Source organism: Gymnodinialimonas sp. 202GB13-11, from assembly GCF_040932485.1.
In the GTDB taxonomy this organism is placed as follows: Bacteria; Pseudomonadota; Alphaproteobacteria; order Rhodobacterales; family Rhodobacteraceae; genus Gymnodinialimonas; species Gymnodinialimonas hymeniacidonis.
In genome coordinates this window covers 1,950,134-1,974,023 of the sequence record NZ_JBFRBH010000001.1, presented here as the reverse complement: position 1 = coordinate 1,974,023, position 23,890 = coordinate 1,950,134, and the positions used below count along the sequence as shown (strand labels likewise).

Annotated in this window: 25 protein-coding genes; 15 read left to right on the top strand and 10 right to left on the bottom strand. The window is 60.6% G+C overall.

Annotation, left to right across the window (positions count from 1 at the left end):
* Positions 1–4: 4 nt before the first annotated feature.
* Entirely contained in the window at positions 5–1,225 is a 1,221-nt protein-coding gene (locus V8J81_RS09900; protein WP_368475588.1) for a mandelate racemase/muconate lactonizing enzyme family protein, read from the top strand.
* On the opposite strand, the gene V8J81_RS09895 is transcribed toward V8J81_RS09900, so the two are convergent.
* The 4 genes from V8J81_RS09895 to V8J81_RS09880 form a co-directional block, all read right to left on the bottom strand.
* Positions 1,222–1,989 carry a FadR/GntR family transcriptional regulator gene (locus tag V8J81_RS09895; RefSeq protein ID WP_368475587.1) on the bottom strand — a complete coding sequence of 256 codons (768 nt, stop codon included), beginning with the start codon at positions 1,987–1,989 and terminating at the stop codon, positions 1,222–1,224. The genes V8J81_RS09900 and V8J81_RS09895 overlap by 4 nt on opposite strands.
* 133 nt (positions 1,990–2,122) lie before the next feature.
* The gene (locus tag V8J81_RS09890; protein WP_368475586.1) at positions 2,123–2,791 is read right to left on the bottom strand and encodes a YiaD family glycine zipper/OmpA-like lipoprotein; all 669 of its coding nucleotides are present in this window, start codon (positions 2,789–2,791) and stop codon (positions 2,123–2,125) included.
* Between the two features lie 123 nt (positions 2,792–2,914).
* The gene (locus V8J81_RS09885) at positions 2,915–3,778 is read right to left on the bottom strand and encodes a methylated-DNA--[protein]-cysteine S-methyltransferase (protein ID WP_368475585.1); all 864 of its coding nucleotides are present in this window, start codon (positions 3,776–3,778) and stop codon (positions 2,915–2,917) included.
* Between the two features lie 180 nt (positions 3,779–3,958).
* A complete protein-coding gene (locus V8J81_RS09880; protein WP_368475584.1) occupies positions 3,959–5,047 on the bottom strand; it encodes a Hint domain-containing protein in 1,089 nt (362 codons plus the stop codon).
* Positions 5,048–5,183: 136 nt separating this feature from the next.
* On the opposite strand from V8J81_RS09880, the gene nth reads away from it, so the two are divergent.
* The 3 genes from nth (at position 5,184) to V8J81_RS09865 (ending at position 7,657) form a co-directional block, all read left to right on the top strand.
* Positions 5,184–5,846 (top strand): endonuclease III, encoded by a 663-nt coding sequence (nth, locus tag V8J81_RS09875; RefSeq protein WP_368475583.1) that lies wholly within the window; start codon positions 5,184–5,186, stop codon positions 5,844–5,846.
* Between the two features lie 94 nt (positions 5,847–5,940).
* Positions 5,941–6,933 carry an adenosine kinase gene (locus tag V8J81_RS09870; protein WP_368475582.1) on the top strand — a complete coding sequence of 331 codons (993 nt, stop codon included), beginning with the start codon at positions 5,941–5,943 and terminating at the stop codon, positions 6,931–6,933.
* A gap of 34 nt (positions 6,934–6,967) precedes the next feature.
* Positions 6,968–7,657, top strand: coding sequence for a cyclic nucleotide-binding domain-containing protein (locus tag V8J81_RS09865; RefSeq protein WP_368475581.1), 690 nt, complete (start codon positions 6,968–6,970; stop codon positions 7,655–7,657).
* Here the strand turns inward: V8J81_RS09865 and V8J81_RS09860 are convergent.
* Positions 7,624–8,334, bottom strand: a complete 711-nt coding sequence (locus V8J81_RS09860; protein WP_368475580.1) for a cyclic nucleotide-binding domain-containing protein — start codon at positions 8,332–8,334, stop codon at positions 7,624–7,626. The two genes, V8J81_RS09865 and V8J81_RS09860, sit on opposite strands and share 34 nt — an antisense overlap.
* Positions 8,335–8,540: 206 nt before the next feature.
* On the opposite strand from V8J81_RS09860, the gene V8J81_RS09855 reads away from it, so the two are divergent.
* Complete coding sequence (locus V8J81_RS09855; protein WP_368475579.1) at positions 8,541–10,736, top strand: CHASE2 domain-containing protein; 2,196 nt, start codon at positions 8,541–8,543, stop codon at positions 10,734–10,736.
* 9 nt (positions 10,737–10,745) lie between these two features.
* Here V8J81_RS09855 and V8J81_RS09850 read toward each other — a convergent pair whose 3' ends face one another.
* The 3 genes from V8J81_RS09850 to V8J81_RS09840 all read right to left on the bottom strand — a co-directional run bounded on the left by V8J81_RS09850 (position 10,746) and on the right by V8J81_RS09840 (position 13,767).
* Positions 10,746–11,564 carry a FecR family protein gene (locus tag V8J81_RS09850; protein ID WP_368475578.1) on the bottom strand — a complete coding sequence of 273 codons (819 nt, stop codon included), beginning with the start codon at positions 11,562–11,564 and terminating at the stop codon, positions 10,746–10,748.
* A 3-nt stretch (positions 11,565–11,567) separates the two neighbouring features.
* Positions 11,568–12,797, bottom strand: a complete 1,230-nt coding sequence (locus V8J81_RS09845; protein WP_368475577.1) for a tetratricopeptide repeat protein — start codon at positions 12,795–12,797, stop codon at positions 11,568–11,570.
* 151 nt (positions 12,798–12,948) lie between these two features.
* Positions 12,949–13,767 carry a sulfotransferase family protein gene (locus tag V8J81_RS09840; protein ID WP_368475576.1) on the bottom strand — a complete coding sequence of 273 codons (819 nt, stop codon included), beginning with the start codon at positions 13,765–13,767 and terminating at the stop codon, positions 12,949–12,951.
* Between the two features lie 140 nt (positions 13,768–13,907).
* Between V8J81_RS09840 and V8J81_RS09835 the strand changes: the two genes are divergently transcribed.
* The 4 genes from V8J81_RS09835 to V8J81_RS09820 all read left to right on the top strand — a co-directional run bounded on the left by V8J81_RS09835 (position 13,908) and on the right by V8J81_RS09820 (position 16,828).
* Positions 13,908–15,485 carry a DUF5928 domain-containing protein gene (locus tag V8J81_RS09835; RefSeq protein WP_368475575.1) on the top strand — a complete coding sequence of 526 codons (1,578 nt, stop codon included), beginning with the start codon at positions 13,908–13,910 and terminating at the stop codon, positions 15,483–15,485.
* A 12-nt stretch (positions 15,486–15,497) separates the two neighbouring features.
* On the top strand, positions 15,498–15,881 hold the full coding sequence (locus V8J81_RS09830) for a histidine triad nucleotide-binding protein (protein ID WP_368475574.1): 384 nt from the start codon (positions 15,498–15,500) through the stop codon (positions 15,879–15,881).
* A gap of 96 nt (positions 15,882–15,977) precedes the next feature.
* On the top strand, positions 15,978–16,160 hold the full coding sequence (locus V8J81_RS09825) for a zinc-finger domain-containing protein (protein ID WP_368475573.1): 183 nt from the start codon (positions 15,978–15,980) through the stop codon (positions 16,158–16,160).
* The gene (locus V8J81_RS09820) at positions 16,160–16,828 is read left to right on the top strand and encodes a DUF2459 domain-containing protein (protein ID WP_368475572.1); all 669 of its coding nucleotides are present in this window, start codon (positions 16,160–16,162) and stop codon (positions 16,826–16,828) included. The genes V8J81_RS09825 and V8J81_RS09820 overlap by 1 nt, the downstream gene beginning before the upstream one ends.
* Here the strand turns inward: V8J81_RS09820 and V8J81_RS09815 are convergent.
* Complete coding sequence (locus V8J81_RS09815; protein ID WP_368475571.1) at positions 16,821–17,321, bottom strand: hypothetical protein; 501 nt, start codon at positions 17,319–17,321, stop codon at positions 16,821–16,823. The genes V8J81_RS09820 and V8J81_RS09815 overlap by 8 nt on opposite strands.
* Here V8J81_RS09815 and polA point away from each other — a divergent pair.
* The 6 genes from polA to V8J81_RS09785 are packed head-to-tail and all read left to right on the top strand — an operon-like array spanning position 17,301 to position 22,487.
* A complete protein-coding gene (gene polA, locus V8J81_RS09810) occupies positions 17,301–20,084 on the top strand; it encodes a DNA polymerase I (protein WP_368475570.1) in 2,784 nt (927 codons plus the stop codon). The two genes, V8J81_RS09815 and polA, sit on opposite strands and share 21 nt — an antisense overlap.
* Positions 20,084–20,602, top strand: a complete 519-nt coding sequence (locus V8J81_RS09805) for a DUF6985 domain-containing protein (protein WP_368475569.1) — start codon at positions 20,084–20,086, stop codon at positions 20,600–20,602. Before polA ends, V8J81_RS09805 begins: the two co-directional genes overlap by 1 nt.
* On the top strand, positions 20,599–20,964 hold the full coding sequence (locus V8J81_RS09800) for an MmcQ/YjbR family DNA-binding protein (RefSeq protein ID WP_368475568.1): 366 nt from the start codon (positions 20,599–20,601) through the stop codon (positions 20,962–20,964). The genes V8J81_RS09805 and V8J81_RS09800 overlap by 4 nt, the downstream gene beginning before the upstream one ends.
* Entirely contained in the window at positions 20,964–21,392 is a 429-nt protein-coding gene (locus V8J81_RS09795) for a hypothetical protein (protein WP_368475567.1), read from the top strand. The genes V8J81_RS09800 and V8J81_RS09795 overlap by 1 nt, the downstream gene beginning before the upstream one ends.
* Positions 21,386–21,925, top strand: a complete 540-nt coding sequence (locus V8J81_RS09790; RefSeq protein ID WP_368475566.1) for a pseudouridine synthase — start codon at positions 21,386–21,388, stop codon at positions 21,923–21,925. The genes V8J81_RS09795 and V8J81_RS09790 overlap by 7 nt, the downstream gene beginning before the upstream one ends.
* Positions 21,918–22,487 carry a YdeI/OmpD-associated family protein gene (locus tag V8J81_RS09785; protein WP_368475565.1) on the top strand — a complete coding sequence of 190 codons (570 nt, stop codon included), beginning with the start codon at positions 21,918–21,920 and terminating at the stop codon, positions 22,485–22,487. Before V8J81_RS09790 ends, V8J81_RS09785 begins: the two co-directional genes overlap by 8 nt.
* Positions 22,488–22,535: 48 nt before the next feature.
* Here the strand turns inward: V8J81_RS09785 and V8J81_RS09780 are convergent, their stop codons facing one another.
* Positions 22,536–23,876, bottom strand: a complete 1,341-nt coding sequence (locus V8J81_RS09780; protein WP_368475564.1) for a pyruvate dehydrogenase complex dihydrolipoamide acetyltransferase — start codon at positions 23,874–23,876, stop codon at positions 22,536–22,538.
* Between the last annotated feature and the right edge of the window lie 14 nt (positions 23,877–23,890).

Sequence of the window (23,890 nt, the reverse complement as noted above, 5' to 3'; positions counted from 1 at the left end):
GCCCATGAAGCTCGACACGCTTGAAATCTTTCCCGTTGCCCCACCGCCACCCGGCTGGGGCGGGCGCTATTGGCTAATTGTGCGCGTCACCACGGCCTGCGGCATTACCGGATTGGGCGAGGTCTATGCCGCCGGCGTCGGGCCGGATGCGATGGAGGCCGTCATCACCGACGTCTTCGCCAGGCACATGCACGGCGAAAGCCCGGAAGATATCGAGTTGATGTCACGAAGGGCGCATTCGTCGGGCTTTACGCAACGGCCTGACCCGACAGTCTTCGGCGCATTTTCAGGGCTTGAGATGGCTTGTTGGGACATTCTCGGCAAAGCGCGGGAACGGCCGGTCTGGGCTATGCTCGGCGGGCGCATAAATGACCGGCTGCGGGCTTATACCTATCTCTATCCCGAACCGCACCACGACCCGGCGGGCTTCTGGGTTGATCCCGATGCGGCGGCGGAGGCGGCGGCGGCCCGCGTGTCGGAGGGATGGACGGCTGTCAAGTTTGATCCTGCCGGGCCCTATACGATGCGCGGCGGCCATATGCCTGCGATGTCCGATATTGATCTGTCGGCGCGCTTTTGCGCCGCGATCCGCGCGGCTGTTGGTACCCGCGCCGACCTGCTCTTCGGTACCCACGGGCAATTCATTCCCGGTGGCGCGATCCGGTTGGCCAAAGCCATCGAGCCCCATGATCCGCTATGGTTTGAGGAGCCGATCCCGCCAGACAATCTGCCCGGCCTCGCTGAGGTTGCGGCACACACATCCATTCCTGTTGCCACAGGCGAACGCCTGACCACCAAAGGCGAATTCGCCCTCGCGCTGCGCTACGGCGCGCGTATCCTGCAACCGGCTTTGGGGCGCGCGGGCGGTATTTGGGAGGGTAAGAAAATCGCCATCCTCGCCGAGGCGGCGGGCGCACAGCTGGCCCCGCATCTTTATGCTGGTCCCGTGGAATGGGCGGCCAATGTGCATCTGGGCGTCAGCTGCGCGAACCTTCTGATGGTCGAAGCGATCGAGACACCCTTCCACGACGCGCTCGTGACGGGCCGCCCAACGGTCGAAGACGGGTTTGTAGCGGCGCCAGACTCGCCGGGCCTTGGGATCGAATTTAATGAGGATCTGGCGCGGGCGCACCGCTACGCGGGGGATCGCCTGCATCTCGAAATGCAGGATGCGCCCTGTGACTGGCAAAACGGGAATGCCTTTGCGGGTGGCTCTGCCGATTAGCGCTCGCGCTCCTGCGCGTAGCGAAGCCGCGCGACTTTCTCGTTCTTTTCCGAAGCTTTCAGCGACGAAAGCTCTTCCGTCACGTAATCAAGATGCGCAGTGACAGCGGCCTTGGCCTGCGTGGGCTCGCGCGCCTGAATGCCCTCGTTGATCGCCCGGTGCTGGTCCAGCAGCATGTCGCGTGTCGTGCGGTTCTTGAACATTTGCTGGCGGTTGTAGAACACGCCTTGCCGCAGCAAATCGAAGCTGGCGCGCATCATGTGCAGCAGGATCACGTTGTGGCTGGCCTCGATAATGGCAAGGTGGAATTCGGCGTCCAACTCGGCCTCGTCAGACGGGTTTCGTTTGCGATGCGCCACTTCCATTTTGCGAAAGATGGTGTCGATCACTTTCAGATCCGTGTCCGAGCCATGGATGGCGGCGCGTTCGGCCGCGATCCCCTCTAGGTCCTTGCGAAAGTCGATGTAGTCAAAAATCGCGTCATCATGGGCGCTGAGCAATTCGATGAGGGCAGGGGAAAAAGCCGAACCCAAGACATCGGCCACGTATATGCCTGCGCCCGCGCGCGTTGCCAGCAATCCCCGGCTCTGCAATTCTGCAACCGCTTCGCGCAGTGATGGGCGTGAAACACCAAGCCGCTCGCTCAACTCGCGCTCGGACGGCAAGCGATCCCCCGGCCGCAGGATGCCGCGCAGGACAAGCTGCTCGATCTGTTTGACTACAGATTGGGAGAGCTTTTCGGCTTCAATGCGTTGGAACGGCATGGGACCCCTCGGAAATTGGTCAAATGGTATGACCACTTTACCATGCCTGTCTAGGGAGGTGCCTCAGCCGATGGCAACAAAAAAGGGGCCCCCTGACGTCAGAGGGCCCCGATATTCTCATGGTCTCAGCAGTTTACCGCGGGCGGATGATAACCTCGACCCGGCGGTTTTGCTGACGCCCTTCAGGGGTCAGGTTGGTTGCGACCGGGTCATCTTCGCCGCGTCCGACGGACCGAACGCGGAACGGTGCAACGCCGGCCTCTAGCAGAACACCTGCCACGGCTTGCGCGCGGCGCGTGGACAGGTCCTGGTTATAACCGGCCGAGCCGGTATTGTCGGTATGGCCTTCGACGATCACATCCGTGTCGGGATACTGGTTCAGGTTTGAGGCCAGTGCACGCAGATCGCTTTGCAGACCGGCGCGGATCGCAGCCGAGTCGATGTCGAACAGAATGCCTTCGGGCATGGTCACGATCAGCTCGGACCCAGTGTTCTCGATCAGGATGTTCTGGTTGTTGAGCGAGCCGCGCAAATCTTGCGCTTGGCGGTCGAGCGCATTGCCGATGGCACCGCCCGCCGCTGCCCCGATGGCCGCGCCAAGAACCGCGTTGCGGCCCTGGTTGTCGTCGTCAGCGGTTGCGCCGAGGAAGCCGCCCAAAATGCCGCCGATCACGGCCCCGTCACGGGTGCGATTGGCGTTGGGATCAGCCGGAACGCCGGGGCTGAGCGTGTTGCCCACGCAGCCCGAAAGCGCCAGCGCGCCCGCGCCTGCTAGAAGGAGGGGTTTGAAAAGATATGCCATTGCCTTGCCTTTGTTGTCGCCTGTGCCCCGTTTCCGGAGGGGTCATTGCGCGCCAGTATAGCGAAGGCCGTGTTGTGGGATAGGGGGAAACGCGTGCCCTGTGTAGCAGAGGCGGAGGCGCGCCTAGGCTGCGCCTTCCGTGCTGTCTTCGGTTGTGGCCGCTTCCCATGCCAACATCGCACGTTTGACGGGAAGGCCCCAGTGATAGCCGCCAAGCCCGCCGGACTTGCGCAGGGCGCGATGGCACGGGATCAGCCAGCTGATCGGATTGCGCCCCACTGCTGTTCCAACAGCCCGCACGGCGCGCGGCTTTCCTATGGCGCCCGCGATTTCGCTGTAGGTCGTGACGTGACCTGTTGGGATGTTCAGCAACGCCTCCCAGACCTTGATCTGGAACGGCGCTCCGATCATAGCAAGGCGTACGTCCCCGCCCGCGCCGAATGCGGCATCTGCGAGAGGGCGGATTGCCTGAGGATCTTCAACAAAGGTTGCGTTCGGCCAACGGCTACGCAGGTCCGCCATCGTTGGTTCTGGGCCGGTTTCGGCTGCGAAGCCAATACCGCAAATACCCTTGTCCGTGGCCATGACCAGCGCAGGGCCAAAGGGGCTTTCGAACCAACCCCAGCGGATGGTCAAACCTTCGCCGCCGGAGGCATAGGCGCCGGGGCTCATCGCCTCCCACCGGATGAAGAGATCGTGCAACCGTCCGCCCGACGTAAGGCCGGTCTCGTTTACCGTGTCGAGCACCGTGAAGCGCTCGGTCAGAAGGTGGCGGGCATGATCCAAGGTTAGGTATTGCTGATACCGCTTCGGGCTGACGCCCACCCAACCCGAGAAGGTCCTCTGGAAATGCGCGGGGCTCATGTTCAGCGCTGCTGCCAGATCATCGAGCGATTGATGCGGGTCCGCGTCGATCAGATCGAGAGCGCGGCGCATGACCTGAAAATGGTAGCTGCCGGACGGGTCGAGTTGGGCGTGATCGTTCATGGGCTGACATCTCCTTGCCGGTCAATTTAGGCGAGGCGTCACAGACGCGCGACCCGGAAGATGCGGTTAAGGGTCAGGGCTGGTATCACGCGTGATGCGCAGGGTTAAGATGATGATATTAAATGGAAAGGTTTCCTACGTTTACCATGTTTGGATGTATTGCTTACGTTGGCGGCTGTCCTACGCAATCGCCGCCCAAGCATCATCAGTGCCATTATTCTCCATCTGCTCGGGCATGGCAAAGCGTGCTGGATAATACCCAGGTCGAAGGGTGCGTGCCTCTCGTGCAGTAAGGCAGCGACGTGCGGTTCGCGCGTGACCTTCCGCCAAGGCACGCGACATCCACCAGGGCGGGGCAGGGCGCAAGATGCGGATTTGATCCCCCAGATACAGACTCTCGAGAGCAAAATTCCTTGCGGCCACAACCTCGTGTCGATCGAAGAGCAGATGGTGATAGGCATAGTCCGCATCGAGCGCGACTTCAGTCACACCCGGCCAGTGCAACAGATGCTTTGCGGCCACGAGCACTTCATTGGCACCAAAGAAAAGCTCACAAGCAGCATTGCATAGCAGCACGCGATGCTGCGGCGACAGACGCACAACCTCTGCCGGTGTACCAGAGCCGAGGGCGCCGGGCTGAATTTCAACAGGACGCGGCAGGTCCGGGCCGTCATCGAAGGGGCGCAATCCGTGCCAGCGGACGGGCTGCCATCCGTGATCCAGTGTCCAGACTTCATCCCCAACACTGATCCAATCAACTGGCGTCATGCCGTCGCGGGTCAAAAGCAGCGTGCCGGACACGAAGCAGGGCACCGATTGCGCCTGATACTGGCTGTAGGTCATCCGGTTGTCGGCGCTTGAATCTCCGCCCGGCGCATTGTCGATATCGGATCCGCCCACATAGGTGTAGGACACTCCCGGTGTCAGCTCCTGAGAGGGGGAGTAACCAATCAACTCTCCGTCGATCTCGATCCGATCAATGTAGATGTAGGATCCATCGGGGGCCTGAAGGATCCCGTATTGCTCTGCATAGATCTGGCCAGATGAAATCGGAGTGCCGTCTGCCGTGGTCGCCACGCCAGTCTGATTTGCGTCCTCTCCAACCTCGTCAGCCTTTTCATCGCCGTCCAGGTAGACGTCGTCATCGGTGATGGAGAGTTTCACCCTATCTTCGGAGGCATCGTAGTTTTGGTCGAAGGTGAAGCTGCCCGTATTTGGATCGTAGGGCAGCGCATCGCCGGAATAGATATAGAAATCGTAAGTGGGCATGGGCGGTCCTTGCATGTGAACCGGCACATTTGAGCCAAAGCCTATGAGTTGGCGGTTAAGCGGGTTCGGATAAATTCCGACAATTCGATGAGAATTGCGCCCTTGCCGCGCCGCGGGGCTGCCGCCAAAAGGGGGCATGGCCAAGATTTCTGCAAAACCGCTTCCCTATGCCACGATCCACGAGATCTTCACGCGGTTCCGGGATGCCGAAGATCTCCCGAAGGGCGAGCTTCACCACGTCAACGCCTACACGCTTGTGGTCGCCGTAGCCCTTTCGGCGCAAGCCACGGATGCGGGTGTGAACAAGGCCACGGCGGAGCTGTTCAAGATCGCGGATACGCCGCAGAAGATGCTTGATCTGGGTGAGGAAAAGCTGATCGAGCATATCAAGACGATCGGTTTGTTCCGCAACAAAGCCAAGAACGTCATGAAGCTGAGCCGTATTCTGGTGGAGGAATATGGGGGCGTGGTGCCGTCTAGCCGCGCGGCGTTGCAATCACTGCCTGGCGTGGGGCGCAAGACCGCGAACGTGGTGCTGAACATGTGGTGGCAGCACCCCGCGCAGGCAGTCGATACGCATATCTTCCGGGTGGGGAACCGCACGCGGATCGCACCGGGCAAAGATGTCGATGCTGTGGAGCGCCAGATCGAGGACAATATCCCGGCTGAGTTCCAGCTTCACGCCCATCACTGGTTGATCCTGCATGGCCGCTATATCTGTGTGGCGCGAAAGCCGAAATGCGGCGCGTGCCTGATCCGCGACCTGTGCGTGTTCGAGGAAAAGACGGACACGCAGTAAGGCGTCCGCCGGTTTAGGGTCGCTTTGGGTGCTTGAGGCGCGAGTTGCGAGCCTCTAAAGACCTTGGAACTCTTGCATTTCAGGACCCTCAGACATGACCCAAACCTACGACCTTGTTGGCATCGGCAATGCAATCGTCGATGTGATCAGCCATGGCGATGACAGCTTCCTCGACAATATGGGGATCGAAAAAGGCATCATGCAGCTGATCGAACGGGAGCGGGCCGAAATCCTCTACGGTGCGATGCAGGATCGGATTCAGACCCCGGGAGGCTCGGTTGCCAATACGGTCGCGGGAGCGGGCACGTTGGGGCTCAAGACCGCGTTTCTCGGCAAGGTGAAAGACGACGCGTTGGGCCGCTTCTATGCCAAAGAGATGGTGGATGAAGGGATCGCGTTCCCAAACCCGCCGACCGATGGCGATGTGCCGCCAACGTCGCGGTCGATGATATTTGTCTCGCCCGATGGGGAGCGGTCGATGAACACCTATCTGGGCGCGGGCGCAGATTTTGACGAAGGCGATGTGGATAGCAACGTTGCTGGCGACACGCGGTTCCTGTTCCTTGAGGGCTATCTCTACGACAAGGACGAAGGCAAACGCGCCTTCACCGCTGCCGCGCAAGCCTGTCACAAGGGCGGCGGCAAGGCGGGCATTTCGTTGTCTGATCCGTTTTGTGTGGATCGCCACCGCGACGATTTCCGCCGCCTGATCGCGGAGGAAATGGAGATCACACTGGGCAACGAGGAAGAGTGGCTTTCGCTTTACCAGACCGATGATCTGGACGCAGCTCTGGGGCAAGCGGCCGAGGTGTGTGAGACGGTCGTTTGCACCCGTTCCGGCAATCCTGTTGTGGCCATCCACAAAGGCACGCGGGTCGAGGTGCCGGTCACGCGCGTCACGCCGGTGGATGCGACCGGCGCGGGCGATCAGTTTGCGGCCGGGTTCCTCTACGGTCAAGCCACGGGGCAGACGCTTGAGACTTCGACGCGCATGGGCGTGGCGGCAGCCGCCGAGGTGATCGCCCATGTCGGCCCGCGCCCGAAACGGTCCTTGCGCACGGTGTTTGCAGAGGCTGGTCTGATTTGATCCATTGGGTCCGGCATCGGCGAGGGGCGGGACCATGCCCGACCTGATGGATAGCCTGACCGTGGGCGGGGGATCGCTTTGGATACTCGCCATCGGGTTGGTGTTCAAACTGACCGGTTTCGCCGTTCGCGACGAATTGCTTCTGCGATTGTTAGTGGTTTGCGGCTTCATTTGTGATGCGGGCTACTACTTTTTCCGACCCGATCCGATTGTGCCGTCCGTCCTGTCGAACATCGCGCTTCTCAGCGTGAATGTGGTCCTGATCGCAGCAATCCTGTTGGAACGCACGACATGGCGGATGACGCCTGATGATCGTGAAGTTTTCGTGCTGTTTCCCACGCTGACGCCCGGCCAGTTCCGGCGCTTGCGAAAGATGATGCAAACCGAGCAGGTGGGCCCGGGTTCCGTGTTGACGCAGGAAGGGAAGGGCGTGGACGAGCTTATGCTTGTCTTCACTTCGGAGATCACCATTGAGAAGGGCGGGCAGAGTTTTCCGATCGCCGGCCCTGCCTTTGTGGGCGAGATTGCCTTTCTGACGGGCGAGGTCTCAAGCGCTACCGTTACGCTGCCCCATGGTGGCACGGTTCTGCGCGTGGAAAGCGCGGCATTGAAGAAGCGCATGGCACGCTCGCCCGCATTCAACAATGCGATGGTTGCCCTGTTCGGGCACGAGCTGGCGCGAAAGGTAGCCTATTCTGCCCCGATGGGCCGTGCCGCGCCGTGACCTGCAGCGATGCGATTGGCAAGGTCGATCTTGCGCTGCGCCTCTACCTGCAACGCGCCTGAGACTGCCAACGAAAAGTCGTGGTCAGCTTCCAATTCGCGGATTAAGGCAGCGCGGGGCAGGGTGAAAACGCGCGCTTCTTCCATCACTTCGACATCTGCCGTGGCATCTGCGCCGTGCATAATCGTGAGTTCCCCAATCAAAGCGCCAGGGCCGAGCGTGGCAACGTCGCCGCCATGGGCGCTGACCCGCGCCTGACCGGTGGCGACGTAAACCAATTCGTGCACCGCCTGTCCCTGGCGGGTCAGAACCGTGCCGGGGCTGATGGTTTGCCAGCGGCCCAGTTTCAGGAATTTCCGTGCCAGATGCGGCGGAAGGCTGGCGAAATGGGCGCTGAGAAACACACGCTCCTCCTCCGAGAAACGCATATTGCTGCGCTCCCACGCCATGCGGGTCAGGCCGATGATCGACAGGATGATCCAAGACAGGCTGATCAGCATCTGCGACAGGTTGAAAGCGTCAACCAGGCTGAGCAGTACGCACACTGCGCCGGCCATGTTCAGGGCCGTGTAGGTCACGGAAGAGCCGCGCAGCAGGCCGAATTGCAGGGCTGCATAGGCCGCAAGGTACAGGGCGACGCCCAGAAGGCCCGCAGCCGTCCAGATCGAGAAATCCATACCGTAAATCCTTTGCAACGGTAGAAGGGGCGCCCGTGCCAGCCGGAACTGTGGCGCGCAAACCCGCCCCGAGTCAAATGGGGAAACGACAGGCGAAGGGTTTGCTACGACACAAAAATTCGGCCAATGTCCCGCGATAGCCCCGCCAGGAACCGGAGACCGGGACCCGTGATCATTGATCTGCCAAGCCATGCCAGGATCGCGCCATGCACCGCCTGACCTTTGCGCTTGGTTTGATCGTGACTGTCATCATGGTTTTGCTGACCGCATTTCCGCCGCCGATCCTGGACCGGGCGCGCGATGCTGTCTTTGACGGTTACCAACGAACAGAGCCGCGCGCCTACGATCCCGAAGCGCCGGTGCATATCATCGACATCGACGAAGCTGCGTTGGACGCCTATGGCCAATGGCCCTGGCCGCGATCCTATTTGGCGGAACTTACCGACCGGCTGTTTGAACATGGCGCGGCCGCCGTGGGCTTTGATGTGCTGTTCCCGGAACCGGACCGGACCTCACCGGATTTGATTACTGAATCCTGGGTGCGCTTTTCCGACCAGGTGCCCCCAGCCTTGCCCGACCTTGGGCTGGAGCCGCACGACGCTCGCTTTGCCACCGCCATGCAGGGCCGCGCCGTGGTGCTGGCCATGGCGGGCGGGTTGGAGGGCGAACCTGCAGAACCGCTGGCGGGCTTCGCCGTAACCGGTGAGGTGCCCAACACGCTTACGCGTTACCCCGCCGCCATTGGTAACCTGCCAGAGCTGACTGCTGCCGCCTCAGGTCTTGGGACAATCAGCCTGGGTCGCAATGCCGACGGGATCACGCGCACCGTTCCGATGGTCTCTGACTTCGGCGGCGTTCTTGTGCCCTCGCTGTCGGCAGAGCTGTTGCGCGTGGCGCAAGGGGCAGGGGGGCATGTATTGAAAACCTCTCAGGCCTCGGGCGAAGTCTCGGGCGGCACAGTGGCCGCAACGGCGATGCAGACTGGCGTTCTGAGTTTCCCCTTGGAAGCAGACGGGCGCTTCCGCATTTACTTCTCAGGCTTCCAGCCCGACCGGGTTACACCGGTTTCCGACCTTTTGGAGGCCGATGGGATCGACCCTGACCTTCAGGCGCGTTTGGCTGGCAGGATCATCCTTGTTGGATCCTCCGCGCAGGGGCTTTTCGACATTCGCACCACTCCGCTCGACGGGCAAATTGCAGGCGTCACGCTGCACGCCGAGATCATCGAACAGGTCATCGCGCAGGAGTTTCTGACCCGCCCCGACTGGATGCGTGGGCTCGAGATTCTGATCGTCGCACTGGCTGGATTGATCCTGACGATTTTCAATCGGTTGGAGCGGCCCTTAATCGGGCTTGCAGCGGCGCTTTCGTTCGGCGGTGGTTCGGTCGCGGGCGGGTTACTTGCGTTTATGCAATGGGGCCTGCTGTTCAGCCCGGTCATGGCGGTGCTGACCACGGTGCTTGTGTACCTTCCCGGCACAACTTTGGGTTATCTGGCCAAGGAGCGTGCCCGCCGGTCGATCCGCGAACGGTTCGCCCGCTTCCTTCCCCCGCCCTTGATCGCGGAGATTGAGAAGAACCCTGCTGCTGCGCTGACGCCTGAAGGGGCTGAGCGCGACCTGACTGTCATCTTCGTGGATATGCGCGGGTTTTCGACAGTGACGGAGGGTATGCCGCCGGATCGGGTCGTAACCTTGGTCAACACATTCCTGAGTTCCGTGGCTGAGGCGCTGGTCGACCATGGGGCAACCATCGACAAGTTCATGGGCGATGCCGTGATGGCGTTCTGGAATGCGCCGATCATGCGCGATGACCATGCCGCTGCCGCGCTTGGCGCTTTGAACGCGGTGAACGAGGCGGCAGAGCAGGCGAATTTCTACCTGACCTCACAAAATCTGCCGCGGATCAATCTGGGGATCGGGGTGAATACGGGACCGGCCTCCGTCGGGTTGATGGGGTCGCGTGACCGGCTGTCTTACACTTGCATTGGTGATAGCGTGACTTTGGCTGCACGGCTGGAGGGGCTCACGCGCATCTACGGCACACGCAACTGCGTAGGGCCTGCGACCGTGGCAGCCTGTCCGGATCATATGATTGCTGTCGGGCTGGACCTGATCGCGGTGAAGGGCTTTGCCAATGCGGTCGAAGTGTCGACCGTGCTGCCCCGAATGAGTGATGGCGCGCAGGAATTTGCCGCAGCCATGGATGCGGCACGCGCGGCTTATGTGGCACGGGACTGGGCAGGGGCTGAGGCGGCGTTCGGACGGGTTGCTAAGCTGAACGCGCCGTTCTGCAACACGGCCCTGTTGGCGCAGCTTTATCTGGATCGGATCAGCGAATACAGAAAAACGCCCCCGCCAGGAGACTGGACAGGGGCGTTTATCGCAACTTCTAAGCGGTGACCTACGCCCTCAGAAGCAAGCTGAGCTCGTGAACGGCGGCAGACATAGTGTTGGATCGACAGGCGTTTGCGGTGTTTCTGGCAACCACTCAATCAGATCATCGAATGTGAAATCGTCGTCGAAGATATCGGGGTCGAATTCCTCACCGGTTGTGGAAACCGGCCCACGATCCGACGGGTTCGGGTTGTCGACACCTGAACCAAGGCCCGTGCCACCGCCACCGCGCGGGACACCGTCAATCAATTCCAAAACGCGCGCGAGGAAGGTCGGATTGATGCGGCCGACATAGCCATCTTCGGTCAGCACGCCGCCACGACGGCTGGTGCAGAATTGCTGCCCGCCTTGATTGGTCAGGCACAGACGTTCCCCTGCGAGGAAGATCGTGATCGTTTCGCCCCGCGCGCGGATGATCAGCGCGGAAGAGCCTCGGATACCGATGGTGGCCGTTGGCGTGGCAACGGTTGCCTCCTGCTCACGGCTTAAGCTGCCACCGATGAAGCGCAACGCGCCTTCGGTCATTTGCAACCCCATCTGGCCGGAGCCGTTCGGGTTGAAGACGAACTGATCCAAAACGATCGTGGTGTTCGGCGCCAGCGACAGCGTGGTCTGGTCGATGAACAGGATTTGTCCGCGACCCGAGGCTGACGACGCGATGCGTTCATCTTGCACAACGCCTGTGCCAAGGCTCAGCGCGCGGGTGCCGCCACCGGGCGGTGTGCCGCGCAGGGTCGGCTCAGAGCTGGCGACGGTGCCGATGCTTTGGGCCATTGCCGGAAAGGCCAGCGCCAAGGTTGTCACAGCAGAGATAAGAAGCGGTTTCAAAGACATGGATTAAAACTCCCAACCCAGTTGGACGGACAGGATGCTTTCTTCGCTGCTGCCGGCAACGCCTGAAATGACATTGTCCTGCATCACCTGCGTCCAAGCGGTTTCGACGTAAATATCTTCATAGACAAAGGCCCGGACGAATGCGCCGTGGGATTGATCTTCAAAGCTGCTCATCGTGCCGGAGCCGCTGCGATCGGTGTTCTGAAGTTGCACAAAGCCACCAGCGACCCAGCGGTTGGGCAGGATGTTGAAATTCGGGTTGAACGCGTGTTGGGCGCTCAACCGTGCGCCTGAGATGTTTGTCGCCAGCGGCGTTGCCACATCGACATCGCGCTGTTCTTCCACCCAGGCGGACAGGCGGAAGCGCGTGTCGCGGGACGGGCGATAGGTCAGGCCGAGGGAGGCTTCGTGAAACTCGAAATCCACGCCCGTTGCATCCGTTGCGTTTGCGCGGCCGAATTGCAGATCACCATAGGCTGTGAAGCGTTCGTTGATCGGGTTCTGATAGGCCGCACCGACCGCCACAGACGTATAGCTGATCGTCAGCGTAGGGTCGCGGTCCAGCCATTCCAATTCGATGTAAGGCTGAAGGCGTGGGCCGTAGGCGTCGCCCGAGATGCGGAATTCCGGGCCCGTACGAAGCCGGGCGCTTTGACGGGCATTCAGGCTACCATCATCGGGCTGGTAGTTGGTGTAAGCGAATTCGGTGACCCACATCGTCACGTTCGCATCACCCAGATCGAACCGGTAGTCGAGATTAGCATTGAAGAATGCGCCATTGTCACCGCTTTCCTGAGGGAAGGCGAGGCCGGCCTCGATACGGCCATCCAGCTCGGTCCCATCGCCGCGCTCGGTGCTTTCTTCCTGATAGCGGGCCACTCGAGCGGCTTGGTCGGGGCTAAGCGCACCGGAGGCCTGTGCAGCGGCCAGATGATAGTCTGCGACCGCGTAGGAGCCGAGCGCGAAATACGCGATGGCAAGTTCGACGCGAGCCGCCGTGTTGTTGGGTTCAAGGTCGATCAACCGCTCTAGCGTGGCGGCGGCCCCTTCGAAATCGCGCATCTGCACAGAAAGCTGTGCATATTGCTGCATCAGGCTTCGGTTCGACGGGTCGGCCAGCATCTGCTGGAATACAGCGTCGCGTTGCGCGCCCAGTTCGGCGTTTTGCGCGGCAAGCGGCAAAGAGAAGAGGGCAAGCGCGGCCACAGAGGCCAGAAGGGGGGCGCGAAACATTTGTAAAGCCTCGGCTAAAATCAGGTTTATGAACGCCGTCAGGCTAAACTGCGGTGGGCGTCCGTTCAATAAAAGCGGCACCAGCAGGCACCGCACTCAAAAAATAATGCGTCTTTGTAGCAACGGTTCAGGCGTCCGGCAACGGGCGGGTTCAGTCGCCCAGTTTTGCGTGCACTTCATCCAGATCGATTTCACCTATGGGCATCTTGTTGCCCGGATTTTCGAAATCGTATTTGAACAACTCAAAATCGCGCTTGTAGATCTCATAAACCAGATGCATCGACAGATCGTCGAAATAATCCTCGACCGGGTGCGCACGCTTTGGGCCGTGGCCTTCACTTTCGTTGAAACGTGGCACATCCTTGAGCTTGATGGGGTTGGCATTTTCTGTAGCGTCCAGAACGCCTTGCATGCCGTCGTTAAAGCTCTCTGTCCAGAATATCCGGTCATACCGACCGCCATTCACAATGAACGTCGAGACGTGGCCTGACATGGCCGACCAGTGAATGTCGGGGTCCATCGGGCGGCGCCAGCGGATGGTGTCGCGGGCAAACAGCAGGAACCGACGGAAGCTGGCGATCTGGTCGAACTCGCCCTTGCCATCATCGCCGCCCACTTCGATTCCGTATTTCTGGATCAGAAGCGGGACCAGATTTCCGCGATACCGACGGCCGTTGCGTTGGATCCCGCAGATTTTGTCGAAAAACGATGACAGGATGCGCGTGTAGGGATTGCGCACGCAAGTGAACGCAAAGCTCTTGTTCGCTTTTACGTTTTCGCTGATCAACGGCTGGCTGTTATCAAAGGCCCATTTGTGCATCCCGCCTTTGGCATCGTGGATGTCACCGTCGAAAAATTCACCGTTATCAGTGTAGTACATGATCTGTCCGATCGTCGAGCAGGCGCATTTGGGTACCACGCGGTACACCATGCTTTCGCTCGTCGTCATCCAGGTGCCTGGGAAACCCATCTGCTCGTCACCTTTACCTGTGCCCGGTTCAACCACCGGGTCTTAACATGCGTAATTTACAAAGAATTGGTGTCGCATCAACGCACATTATTTATTAAGAGTGGGATAATAAGCCTCCACAAAGGGCAAATGTTTCGAGCATGGCAAAAATCGCCTTCATTCTCCTGTGTCACAAGGATGCCCCGAGCATCATTCAGCAGGCTGAGCGTCTGACGGCGACAGGTGACTATGTGTCGATCCATTTCGATGCCCGCGCGAAGGCGTCGGACTTTGCTGCGATTACCGAGGCACTCAAAGACAATGCGGGCGTCACCTTCGCGACCAAGCGCATCAAGTGCGGCTGGGGCGAGTGGTCCCTGTGCCAGGCCACGCTTCACGCGGTTGAAGCGGCAGTTGAGGCGTTTCCGAAGGCCTCTCATTTCTACATGCTGTCGGGCGATTGTGCCTCGGTCAAATCGGCGGCCTACGCGCACAAATTCCTCGATGATCGCGACGTCGACTATGTCGAAAGCTTCGACTTCTTCAATTCCGACTGGATCAAAACCGGCTTCAAGGGCGAGCGTCTGTTCTACCGCCACTGGTTCAACGAACGGCAGAACAAGAAATTGTTCTACGCCTCGTTCAACCTGCAGCAAAAGCTTCGGCTCGAGCGCAAGATCCCCGACGATATCCAAGTCATGATCGGCAGCCAATGGTGGTGCCTGCGCCGCAAGACGATTGAGGCGATCCTCGACTTCTGCAAGCAGCGGCCCGATGTGATCCGGTTCTTCAAAACCACGTGGATCCCGGATGAGACATTCTTCCAGACACTCGTGCGTCACCTTGTGCCTAGCCGGGAAATCGAAAGCCGGACGCTGACCTTCAAGATGTTCAGCGACTATGGCATGCCGGTGACGTTCTATAATGACCAGTACGACCTCCTGATCAGCCAGGATTACCTGTTCGCGCGCAAAATCTCACCCGAAGCGACGCTTCTGAAGGAAAGGCTTGGCGCTTTGTGGAATTCTGAGCGCAAGGATTTCGCGACCTCACAAGAGGGGCCGAAGCTGCACGCCTTCCTGACCGGGCGGGGCCGTGTCGGCAAACGGTTCGGCACGCGCTTCTGGGAACGCGAAAGCACGTTGGGAGCTGACCGCGACCTTTACATGCTGGTCTGCAAGAAATGGCACGTGGCCAAGCGGCTTCTAAAGGCCTCGGCTGAGAAGCTGGATGTGAAGGGTATAGAATACCTGTTTGATGAAGCGGGCTGCCGCGTGCCTCATCTGGGTGGGATCGAGCGCACGCTTGAAAAGCGCAACCGCCATCGGCGCGCGCTGATGCGGATGCTGTTCGACTATTACAGGACCGAACAGTTGATCATCTGCCTCGATCCCGCGAACCTCGACTTGATGCGCGATTTCATGTCAGATCGTGCGAACGCTCGTATCCTTGAGCTTCAGTGCCATTTTGACGACCAGTATCTTGTGGGTCATGCCCATCGCGTCGGTCTCGCGACGGAGGATACGCCGGGCGAAGTGATCGGGCGCATGCTGCCAACGCTCCGCCACGAATTCCTCGATGAACAGACTGCGATCCGCGAGGCCGAGTTCAAACAGCATTGGCGCCTGAAAGAGGGTAAGAGTACGGATGAGAATGGCACCGTGCTTGCGGAATTCTTTGGGATCGACCACGACATGGGGCGGGAGCTGGCAGAGACCCAGCATCTGTTCGCGGACTAAACGGGGATGACAATGGCCTATAGCTACGACGATCAGAACATATTCGCGAAAATCCTGCGCGGCGAGAGCCCCAATCAAACCGTGGAAGAAACCGAACATACGCTGGCCTTCGCCGATATTTACCCGCAGGCCCCTGTCCATGTGCTGGTGATCCCCAAAGGGCCTTACGTCTGCTTCGATCATTTCGCAGCCGAAGCCTCAGATGCAGAGATCGCGGATTTCCACCGCGTGGCGGCGAAGATCTGCGCCGACCTGAACGTTTCGCCTGGCGGGGGCGGTGATGGGTATCGCACGATCTCCAACGCTGGGGAGGCCGGGGTTCAAGAAGTACCGCATTACCATATGCATATTCTCGGCGGGCGGCCCCTTGGCCGTATGTTGCAGCCCGCATCTTGACGTGCTGCGTGCGAAAGGCGCGTCATAGCATCCACTTGCCCGGATTTCGGCAAGGTGCGATAGAGCCATCGGATTTGATGTAAGGACGACCGGACAATGAGCATCGACGCCCCCGAAACTGAAATTGTCGACCAGTGGCGCGTGGCCTGTGACGGCGGCGAAGGTGCACTTGGGCATCCGCGTGTTTGGCTATCGCTGAGCCGTGTGACGGGCGAGGTCGAATGCGGCTATTGCGACAAGAAATACGTGCACCGGGATTTCGCTGACGCGTCGAAGTGATGCGTGCAGCCGTGCGTTTAGTGGGCCGCCTCACCGGGGCGGCTCTCGTCATTCTGACTGTTTATCTTGTGGCGGCGACGGTTGGAGGGGTTCTGCCGGGCCGGACAACGGAATTGCCGCCCGGCGATGATGTGGAAATCGGTCTACTCTTCGGGCCGATCCACGTGGATTTCCTACTTCCCGCCGATGAAGAGACCCGCACGGCTTTGGCCTTCGCCTCGCCCGCGGGTGTGCCAGTGGAAAACACGGGCGTGGCCCATTTTATCGTCGGCTGGGGCGCGCGGGATTTCTACACCACCGCAGGCACGTATGCCGATATAACCGTGTCCGCCACCTTTCGGGCCGTCACTGGCGATGAGTCTGTTCTGCGGGTCGATGTAACAGGCCCAATTCTCGAGGGGGCAGAATATCCGCGCCTCGCCCTCAGTCAGGCGCAATACGACGCATTGCTGGCGGAGATCACGGCGACGGTCGGCGGACCGTCGATCCCGGGCGCGGGGTTCACAACGACCGATGGGTTTGTCGAAGCGGAAGGGCGGTTTCACATTTTGCGCACCTGCAACACCTGGGTGGGGCGCGTATTGCGCGCCTCAGGCGTGCCGGTTGGCGCGTGGACGCCCACCCCCTACAGCCTGCGCCTGTCACTTTGGCGCGCGGGCCTTAGTTGAGCGTGACGCTGTGTGCGCCACAGGTCAGTTCGCGCGCGCCTGTGGTCTGCGCGATGTAGGCCGCCAAATCCGCGCCCGACCATGCGTTGATCGGCAGGCCAACAATCGTCTGCCCTGCGCCGACCGCGACATTGGTGTCCGGGTCCTTGAAGGAGTAGGTCACGATCCCCGTCATGCCATCCTCGCAGGTGAAATTCGCGACATTCTCAATATTGCTCCAGACTCCGGTGCAAGTCGTGCCCGACGACATCTCGCCCTGCAGCAGGCCCTGATCCCAACCAATTGCTTGCCCCACCAGCAACAAATCGTCGCCGATACAGGCCACAGCGTGAGCGCAAGAAGTCTCTGACCCCTCGACCTCGACACAGGTTTCATCGAGTTGCATCTGGGCCGCGGCGCCATCGGCAAAAATCACGGTCGCAGCCGCAAGCAGGGCAGGGTAGAACGGAGCGCAAACAGGGAGGGCGCGCAAATGGCATTCGGAAAAGGTCATCATCTTCACCTCGTGGATGGATCGGCGTTCATCTTCCGCGCCTACCATGCGCTTCCGCCGCTCACCCGTAAATCCGATGGCCTCCCAATCGGTGCGGTGAGCGGATTTTGTAACCTGCTGTGGAAGATGATCAACGACACCCGCGATGCGCCGACCCATGTGGCGGTGGTCTTCGACAAAGGCTCCCACACGTTCCGCAACGACCTTTACGATCAATACAAGGCCAACCGCGAGGCGATGCCCGAAGATCTGCGCCCGCAGATCCCGCTGACGCGTGACGCCACCCGAGCGTTCAACCTTGCCTGCATCGAGTTGGAGGGGTTCGAGGCGGATGACATCATCGCCACGTACGCCCGACAGGCCCGCGAGGCCGGGGGCCGTTGCACCATCATCTCCTCTGACAAGGACCTTATGCAATTGGTCGGCGGCGGGGTCGAAATGCTCGACCCGATGAAGAACACCGTGATCGACGTGGAAGGGGTGGAGGCCAAGTTTGGCGTTGGCCCCGACCGTGTGGTCGATGTGCAGGCTTTGGCGGGCGACAGCGTCGATAACGTTCCCGGAGCGCCGGGAATCGGTGTGAAGACGGCAGCGCTTTTGATCAACGAATACGGCGATCTGGACACGCTTCTTGAGCGTGCCGAAGAGATCAAGCAGCCCAAGCGCCGCCAGACCTTAATTGATCACGCAGACCAGATCCGTCTTTCGCGGCAATTGGTGCTTCTCGACGATCAGGTGAGTCTTGATGAAACGCTCGACGATCTCGACGTGCGCGAGCCCGAGGCGGACAAACTGTTGGAATTCTTAGCTGAAATGGAATTCCGGACGCTGACGAAACGCATCGCGGAACACCTCGGCGCTGAGGCCCCGGTCATCGCCGAACCTGAGCCGGAAGCCGCACCTGACGCCCCTGAAATGCCCGACCTCAAAGACGCGACCTACGATACAGTGCGCGACTTGCCGACCCTACTGCAATGGGTCGACCGGGCCATCGCACGCGGAGAAGTGGCGTTCGATACGGAAACCACTTCGCTGAACGAAATGGCCGCCGAACTTGTCGGCGTGTCGCTGTGCATCGAGCCCGGCCATGCCTGCTACATCCCGCTACAACATCGTGGTGGTGGTGATGATTTGTTCGCTGACAATTCCCTCGCCGACGGCCAAATCCCCCTCGACGATGCGCTCGCCGTCCTCAAACCGCTCCTTGAAAATCCAAACGTCCTCAAGATCGCGCAGAACGCCAAATACGACGTCAAAGTGCTGGCCCGTTACGACGTGGACGTCAGCCCAATCGACGACACCATGCTGCTCAGCTACGCGCTCCACGGCGGCCTGCACGGCCACGGCATGGATGCGCTATCCGAACGCTACCTCGGCCATTCTCCCATTCCGATCAAGGAGTTGATCGGCTCCGGCAAATCCGCAATCACCTTCGATCAGGTCGATATCGACAAGGCCGCGCCCTATGCCGCCGAAGATGCCGACATCACCCTCCGCTTCCACAAGCTCTTCAAACCGCGCCTTCATCAGGAACAGGTCACGACGGTCTACGAACGGCTTGAGCGCCCCATGGTTCCGGTACTCGCGCGCATGGAACGCTCCGGGATCAAGGTCGACCGCGACGTCCTCAGCCGCATGTCCAACGCCTTCGCCCAGAAAATGGCCGGGCTTGAGGCCGAAATTCATGAGCTTGCGGGCGAAAGCTTCAACGTTGGCTCCCCCGCGCAGCTTGGCGAAATCCTGTTCGACAAGATGGGCCTCGAGGGCGGCAAAAAGGGCAAGACCGGCAAATATTCCACCGGCGCTGACATCCTCGAAGATCTCGCCACCGAACACGAATTGCCCGCGCGTGTACTCGACTGGCGGCAGCTGTCGAAACTCAAATCCACCTACACCGATGCGCTGCAAGAACACATCAACCCCGATACGGGCCGCGTCCACACAAGCTATTCCATCGCAGGCGCGAACACCGGGCGTCTCGCCTCCACCGATCCGAACCTTCAAAACATCCCCGTCCGCACGGAGGAAGGCCGCCGCATCCGCGAGGCCTTCGTCGCTGAACCCGGTAAGGTTCTGGTCTCGCTCGACTATTCGCAGATCGAGCTACGTATCCTCGCCCATATCGCGGGCATCGACGCCCTGAAAGAGGCCTTCCGCGATGGTCAAGACATCCACGCCGCCACTGCGTCCGAGATGTTCAACGTGCCGTTGGAGGACATGACACCTGACGTCCGCCGCCAGGCCAAGGCGATCAATTTCGGCGTCATCTACGGCATCTCGGGCTTCGGCCTCGCGCGCAATCTCCGCATCCCCCGGGCCGAGGCGCAGGGCTTCATCGACCGCTACTTTGAGCGCTTCCCCGGCATCCGCACCTATATGGATGACACGAAGAAATTCGCCAAGGATCACCTCTACGTCCAAACTCTATTTGGCCGCAAAATCCACACGCCTGAGATCAACGCCAAAGGCCCCGGCGCAGGCTTCGCAGGCCGTGCGGCGATCAACGCGCCCATCCAGGGGACGGCGGCTGACGTCATCCGCCGCGCCATGATCCGCATGGACGACGCGATCGCCGATCTGCCCGCGACAATGCTGTTGCAGGTCCACGACGAACTTATCTTCGAGGTCGACGAAGACGCCACCGACCGCCTAATCGAACGCGCCCGCGACATCATGCAAGGCGCCGCCGACCCGGCGGTGCGCCTCGACATTCCGCTGGTCGTCGATGCGGGGCAGGGGGCAAATTGGGCGGAGGCGCACTGATGGTGAATTACCCCCCACCTGAAACATACTCCGTCCCACTTTTTAGCGGCCGCGACCTCACGCGCTGGGACCCTGAGCCTTTGCCACCCGACGGGCAGGCCGCGTTCGACCGCTTCATGGCCCTGACACCGGCGGCGTTAGGTCCGGTCAGTCGACATGTCTTCGCCTACTACCAAGACATGATGCGCCATCTGGACGGGACGGGGTGGCCCGGCGTGCCGCTTCCCAAGATCGACAGGGCTGAAGACGTCTGGGAACACGTCACGCCCGAAGCGCTGTCTATCGAACGCGCCACACCGAAGTCCGGGCCATGGTTCGTTGGGATAGAGGCAAACGTTCCATGGGAGGTCGAGCATGGCCTGTGGATGACTTGGGAAGATGGCGACCGCATTGCCTATGTAGGCCAAGTCCTTGGGCATCTCACCAATGTTGCCACCTATGCGGACCCATCCTTGGAGCATGTTGTTTTCGCTGGCATTGAGGGCAAGGAATTCACGACGTACCGCGATACAGCATGACTGACCCCATCCAAACCTGGCCAGATCTCCGCGCCTTCGCCCTCTCCCTTGACCTGCCGCAGGTCGAGGACGCCGTCTCCTGGGGCAATCCCACCCTCAAGGCCCATGGCAAACTCTGGTGCTGGTGGTCGCCTTACGTCGACGCCGCGATCTTCAAAGGCTCCATCGAAGAACGCGATATGCTCCGCGCCGCCGACCCCGACACCTTCCTGCTCCACGACCATTATGCCAAACACGGTCTGATCCTCGTCGCGGCAGGCCGGATCGACCGCGATTGGGCCGAAGCGCGCCTGCGGCGCACATGGCGGGACCTTGCCCCGAAACGCTGGTTGGCGAGCTACGACGCAGGGCAGGGTGACTGATGCAAATCCTCTACATTCTGCGCGGCTGCTTTTTCGCTTACTTCGTGGCTGCCACACTGTTTGGAATTCTCGCGGCCATTGACGGGCCTGTTGACCCCTCCGGTGCGATCTTCCTTGCTTATATGTTCGGTCTCGTCGCCGCACTGCCCTTTGCGCTGGCGGCGCTGCTGATTTGGGGCGTTCTGGCTTGGCGCGGTGTCACAGCTACACCAAGAAAGACCGCCATGATCTGCGCAGGCGTGTTCTTCTTCGCCGGTCTGGCCCTCGCCATTGCTGATGGCGAGACCATGGTCATTTGGATTTCACTTGTCGTGGCCCCGCTTTTGGGGGCGGGGCTTGGGCTGGCATTCTGGTTCGGGGCTTTCGGATGTGCGCGTGAGATGCCCATGGGTCGTGAGATGCCCATGGAGTGGTGGGACCGATGCTGATCGCGTTCAATAAGCCGATGAACGTGCTTTCACAGTTTACATCCGAGGGTGGCTGGCCCGCTTTGGACGGTTTTGGCCTGCCAAAGGGCGTCTACGCAGCGGGGCGGTTGGATCGTGACAGTGAGGGGCTCTTGCTACTGACGGATGACGGCGGATTGCAGGCGCGAATATCGTCCCCGAAGTTCAAGAAACCCAAGGTCTACTACGCGCTGGTCGAAGGTGTGCCAGATCAGACGGCATTGGATGCGCTGCAAAACGGTGTGCGCCTGAAAGATGGGCAGACGGCGCCATGTAAGGCTGAGGCGGTGGACGTGCCCGAATGGATTTGGGACCGTGATCCGCCGGTTCGCGTCCGCAAATCTATCACTGATACTTGGGTGAGATTGTCGCTGAGCGAAGGGAAAAACCGTCAGGTCCGCCGCATGTGTGCCTCCGTCGGGTTTCCTGTGGTCCGGCTTGTGCGGTGGTCCGTTGGCCCGCATGATCTGACGGACCTCGCCCCCGGCAAATGGCGAGAGGTCGTGGGTGTCTGAGGATGAAATCGTCACCGTGCGCACGCGTGCGCAATTGCGTAAGTGGTTGGAAGAAAACCACAATGTGAAAACGGGCAACGTCTGGCTGGCCACATACAAGAAGCACCACCGAGATTACCTCCCGTGGATCGAAGCGGTAGAAGAACTGCTGTGCTGGGGCTGGGTCGACGCGCAAGTGGCTGGCCTTGATGCCGACCGGATGCGGCATCGCATCGCACCGCGCAAGGAAACCTCCGCCTGGTCCGCGGTGAACAAGGATATCGTCACACGCATGCACGCGTCTGGTCAGATGACCCCGGCAGGGGAGGCAAAGATTGCGGCAGCCGAAGCCAACGGCATGTGGGAATTCCTCGACGATGTGGAACGGCTCGAAGTGCCGGAGGATCTTGCGTCGGCTTTGGGCCCCTCACGAAAGACTTGGGATGATTACCCTCGGTCGGTAAAGCGTGGTACCCTGGAATGGATCAAAACCGCCAAAACCGCACCCACACGCACCCGCAGGATTGACGATGTCGCCCAAAGCGCCGCAGCAGGTCTGCGCCCGTCGATTTTCCGCAAATGAAATGGGGCGCTGACGCGCCCCTAAAACATTTCACTTAAGCTGCTTGGGTTAGGCCAGCATCACCATCGGGTTCTCAAGGTTCGACTTGATCGCTTCAAGGAATTGCGCACCCAACGCGCCGTCGATCACTCGGTGGTCGACCGACAACGTGGTCGACATCACCGTTGCAACCGTCAATTCGCCATCTTCGCCCACGACCGGCTTCTTCACACCGGCGCCAACGGCAAGGATCGAGCCATGGGGCGGGTTGATGACGGCGTCGAAATTCTCGATGCCGAACATGCCCAGGTTCGAGATTGCGAAGGACCCGCCGACATATTCATGGGGGGCCAATTTCCCGTCCCGCGCACGGCCCGCGAGGTCTTTCATTTCAGCGGAGAGGGCAGACAAGCTCTTGGAATCGCTGTCTTTTAGGACCGGTGTGAAGAGGCCGCCTTCTACGGCCACGGCCACGGCCACGTCCGATGGCTTCAGCTTGATCATACGGTCCCCCGCCCACACGGCATTGGCGTCTGGCACAGCTTGCAGCGCCAGCGCGCAGGCCTTGATGACGAAGTCGTTGACCGACAGCTTCACGCCACGCGGCTCAAGCTGCTTGTTGAGCTGGCTGCGGAATTTCAGAAGCGCATCCAGCTGAATATCGCGGCGCAGGTAGAAGTGCGGGATGGTCTGCTTGGCTTCGGTCAAGCGGGCGGCGACCGTCTTGCGCATGCCGTTGAGTTTGACCTCTTCGAACTCGCGTCCCTCGTACATTTTGAGGACTTGTTCGGCGCTCGGTCCCGTGGGCATAGCGCCACCGCCCGAAGCCGCTGCTTTCGGCGCATCGGCTGATCCTGCAGGCGCGTCGGCGTTGGCAGCGCCGGGCTGCGCGCTTTCGACATCCGCTTTCACGATCCGGCCGTGGGGGCCGGAGCCCTTGATCTGGCTGAGATCGAGGCCTTTGTCCTTGGCGATCCGGCGCGCCAGCGGCGAGGCGAAGATGCGCTTGCCGTCGGAGCTTTGGCCAGCAGCTGGGGCAGGGGTCGCATCGGTTTCACCGCGACCATGCCCTTTGGCCGGTGCCGTGGCGTCCGATGCTTCAGCGGGTGCCACGTTCGACGACGCCTCTTTTTTCGGAGCCTCGCTTGCCGCTGCCGAGAAATCCTCACCCTCTTCGCCGATCAACGCGATGGGTGTGTTTACCTTCACGTTCTCGGTGCCCTCGGCCACGAGGATCTTGCCGATCACCCCTTCATCGACGGCCTCGAATTCCATCGTCGCCTTGTCGGTTTCGATCTCGGCCAACAGGTCGCCGGAATTGACGGTGTCGCCTTCTTTCACAAGCCATTTGGCCAGCGTGCCTTCCTCCATCGTGGGGGAAAGGGCGGGCATCAGAAGTTCAATGGGCATTGGGTCGGTCTCCC

Bases quoted from the DNA above. Each gene is read 5' to 3' on its own strand.
- V8J81_RS09845 (WP_368475577.1), bottom strand. From the start codon at position 12,797: ATGTTTCGCGCCCCCCTTCTGGCCTCTGTGGCCGCGCTTGCCCTCTTC.
- V8J81_RS09830 (WP_368475574.1), top strand. From the start codon at position 15,498: ATGGCCTATAGCTACGACGATCAGAACATATTCGCGAAAATCCTGCGC.
- V8J81_RS09885 (WP_368475585.1), bottom strand. From the start codon at position 3,778: ATGAACGATCACGCCCAACTCGACCCGTCCGGCAGCTACCATTTTCAG.
- V8J81_RS09800 (WP_368475568.1), top strand. From the start codon at position 20,599: ATGACTGACCCCATCCAAACCTGGCCAGATCTCCGCGCCTTCGCCCTC.
- V8J81_RS09870 (WP_368475582.1), top strand. From the start codon at position 5,941: ATGACCCAAACCTACGACCTTGTTGGCATCGGCAATGCAATCGTCGAT.
- V8J81_RS09850 (WP_368475578.1), bottom strand. From the start codon at position 11,564: ATGTCTTTGAAACCGCTTCTTATCTCTGCTGTGACAACCTTGGCGCTG.
- V8J81_RS09795 (WP_368475567.1), top strand. From the start codon at position 20,964: ATGCAAATCCTCTACATTCTGCGCGGCTGCTTTTTCGCTTACTTCGTG.
- V8J81_RS09895 (WP_368475587.1), bottom strand. From the start codon at position 1,989: ATGCCGTTCCAACGCATTGAAGCCGAAAAGCTCTCCCAATCTGTAGTC.
- polA (WP_368475570.1), top strand. From the start codon at position 17,301: ATGGCATTCGGAAAAGGTCATCATCTTCACCTCGTGGATGGATCGGCG.
- V8J81_RS09790 (WP_368475566.1), top strand. From the start codon at position 21,386: ATGCTGATCGCGTTCAATAAGCCGATGAACGTGCTTTCACAGTTTACA.
- V8J81_RS09880 (WP_368475584.1), bottom strand. From the start codon at position 5,047: ATGCCCACTTACGATTTCTATATCTATTCCGGCGATGCGCTGCCCTAC.
- nth (WP_368475583.1), top strand. From the start codon at position 5,184: ATGGCCAAGATTTCTGCAAAACCGCTTCCCTATGCCACGATCCACGAG.
- V8J81_RS09860 (WP_368475580.1), bottom strand. From the start codon at position 8,334: ATGGATTTCTCGATCTGGACGGCTGCGGGCCTTCTGGGCGTCGCCCTG.
- V8J81_RS09890 (WP_368475586.1), bottom strand. From the start codon at position 2,791: ATGGCATATCTTTTCAAACCCCTCCTTCTAGCAGGCGCGGGCGCGCTG.
- V8J81_RS09815 (WP_368475571.1), bottom strand. From the start codon at position 17,321: ATGACCTTTTCCGAATGCCATTTGCGCGCCCTCCCTGTTTGCGCTCCG.
- V8J81_RS09805 (WP_368475569.1), top strand. From the start codon at position 20,084: ATGGTGAATTACCCCCCACCTGAAACATACTCCGTCCCACTTTTTAGC.
- V8J81_RS09780 (WP_368475564.1), bottom strand. From the start codon at position 23,876: ATGCCCATTGAACTTCTGATGCCCGCCCTTTCCCCCACGATGGAGGAA.
- V8J81_RS09855 (WP_368475579.1), top strand. From the start codon at position 8,541: ATGCACCGCCTGACCTTTGCGCTTGGTTTGATCGTGACTGTCATCATG.
- V8J81_RS09865 (WP_368475581.1), top strand. From the start codon at position 6,968: ATGCCCGACCTGATGGATAGCCTGACCGTGGGCGGGGGATCGCTTTGG.
- V8J81_RS09820 (WP_368475572.1), top strand. From the start codon at position 16,160: ATGCGTGCAGCCGTGCGTTTAGTGGGCCGCCTCACCGGGGCGGCTCTC.
- V8J81_RS09835 (WP_368475575.1), top strand. From the start codon at position 13,908: ATGGCAAAAATCGCCTTCATTCTCCTGTGTCACAAGGATGCCCCGAGC.
- V8J81_RS09825 (WP_368475573.1), top strand. From the start codon at position 15,978: ATGAGCATCGACGCCCCCGAAACTGAAATTGTCGACCAGTGGCGCGTG.
- V8J81_RS09840 (WP_368475576.1), bottom strand. From the start codon at position 13,767: ATGGGTTTCCCAGGCACCTGGATGACGACGAGCGAAAGCATGGTGTAC.
- V8J81_RS09900 (WP_368475588.1), top strand. From the start codon at position 5: ATGAAGCTCGACACGCTTGAAATCTTTCCCGTTGCCCCACCGCCACCC.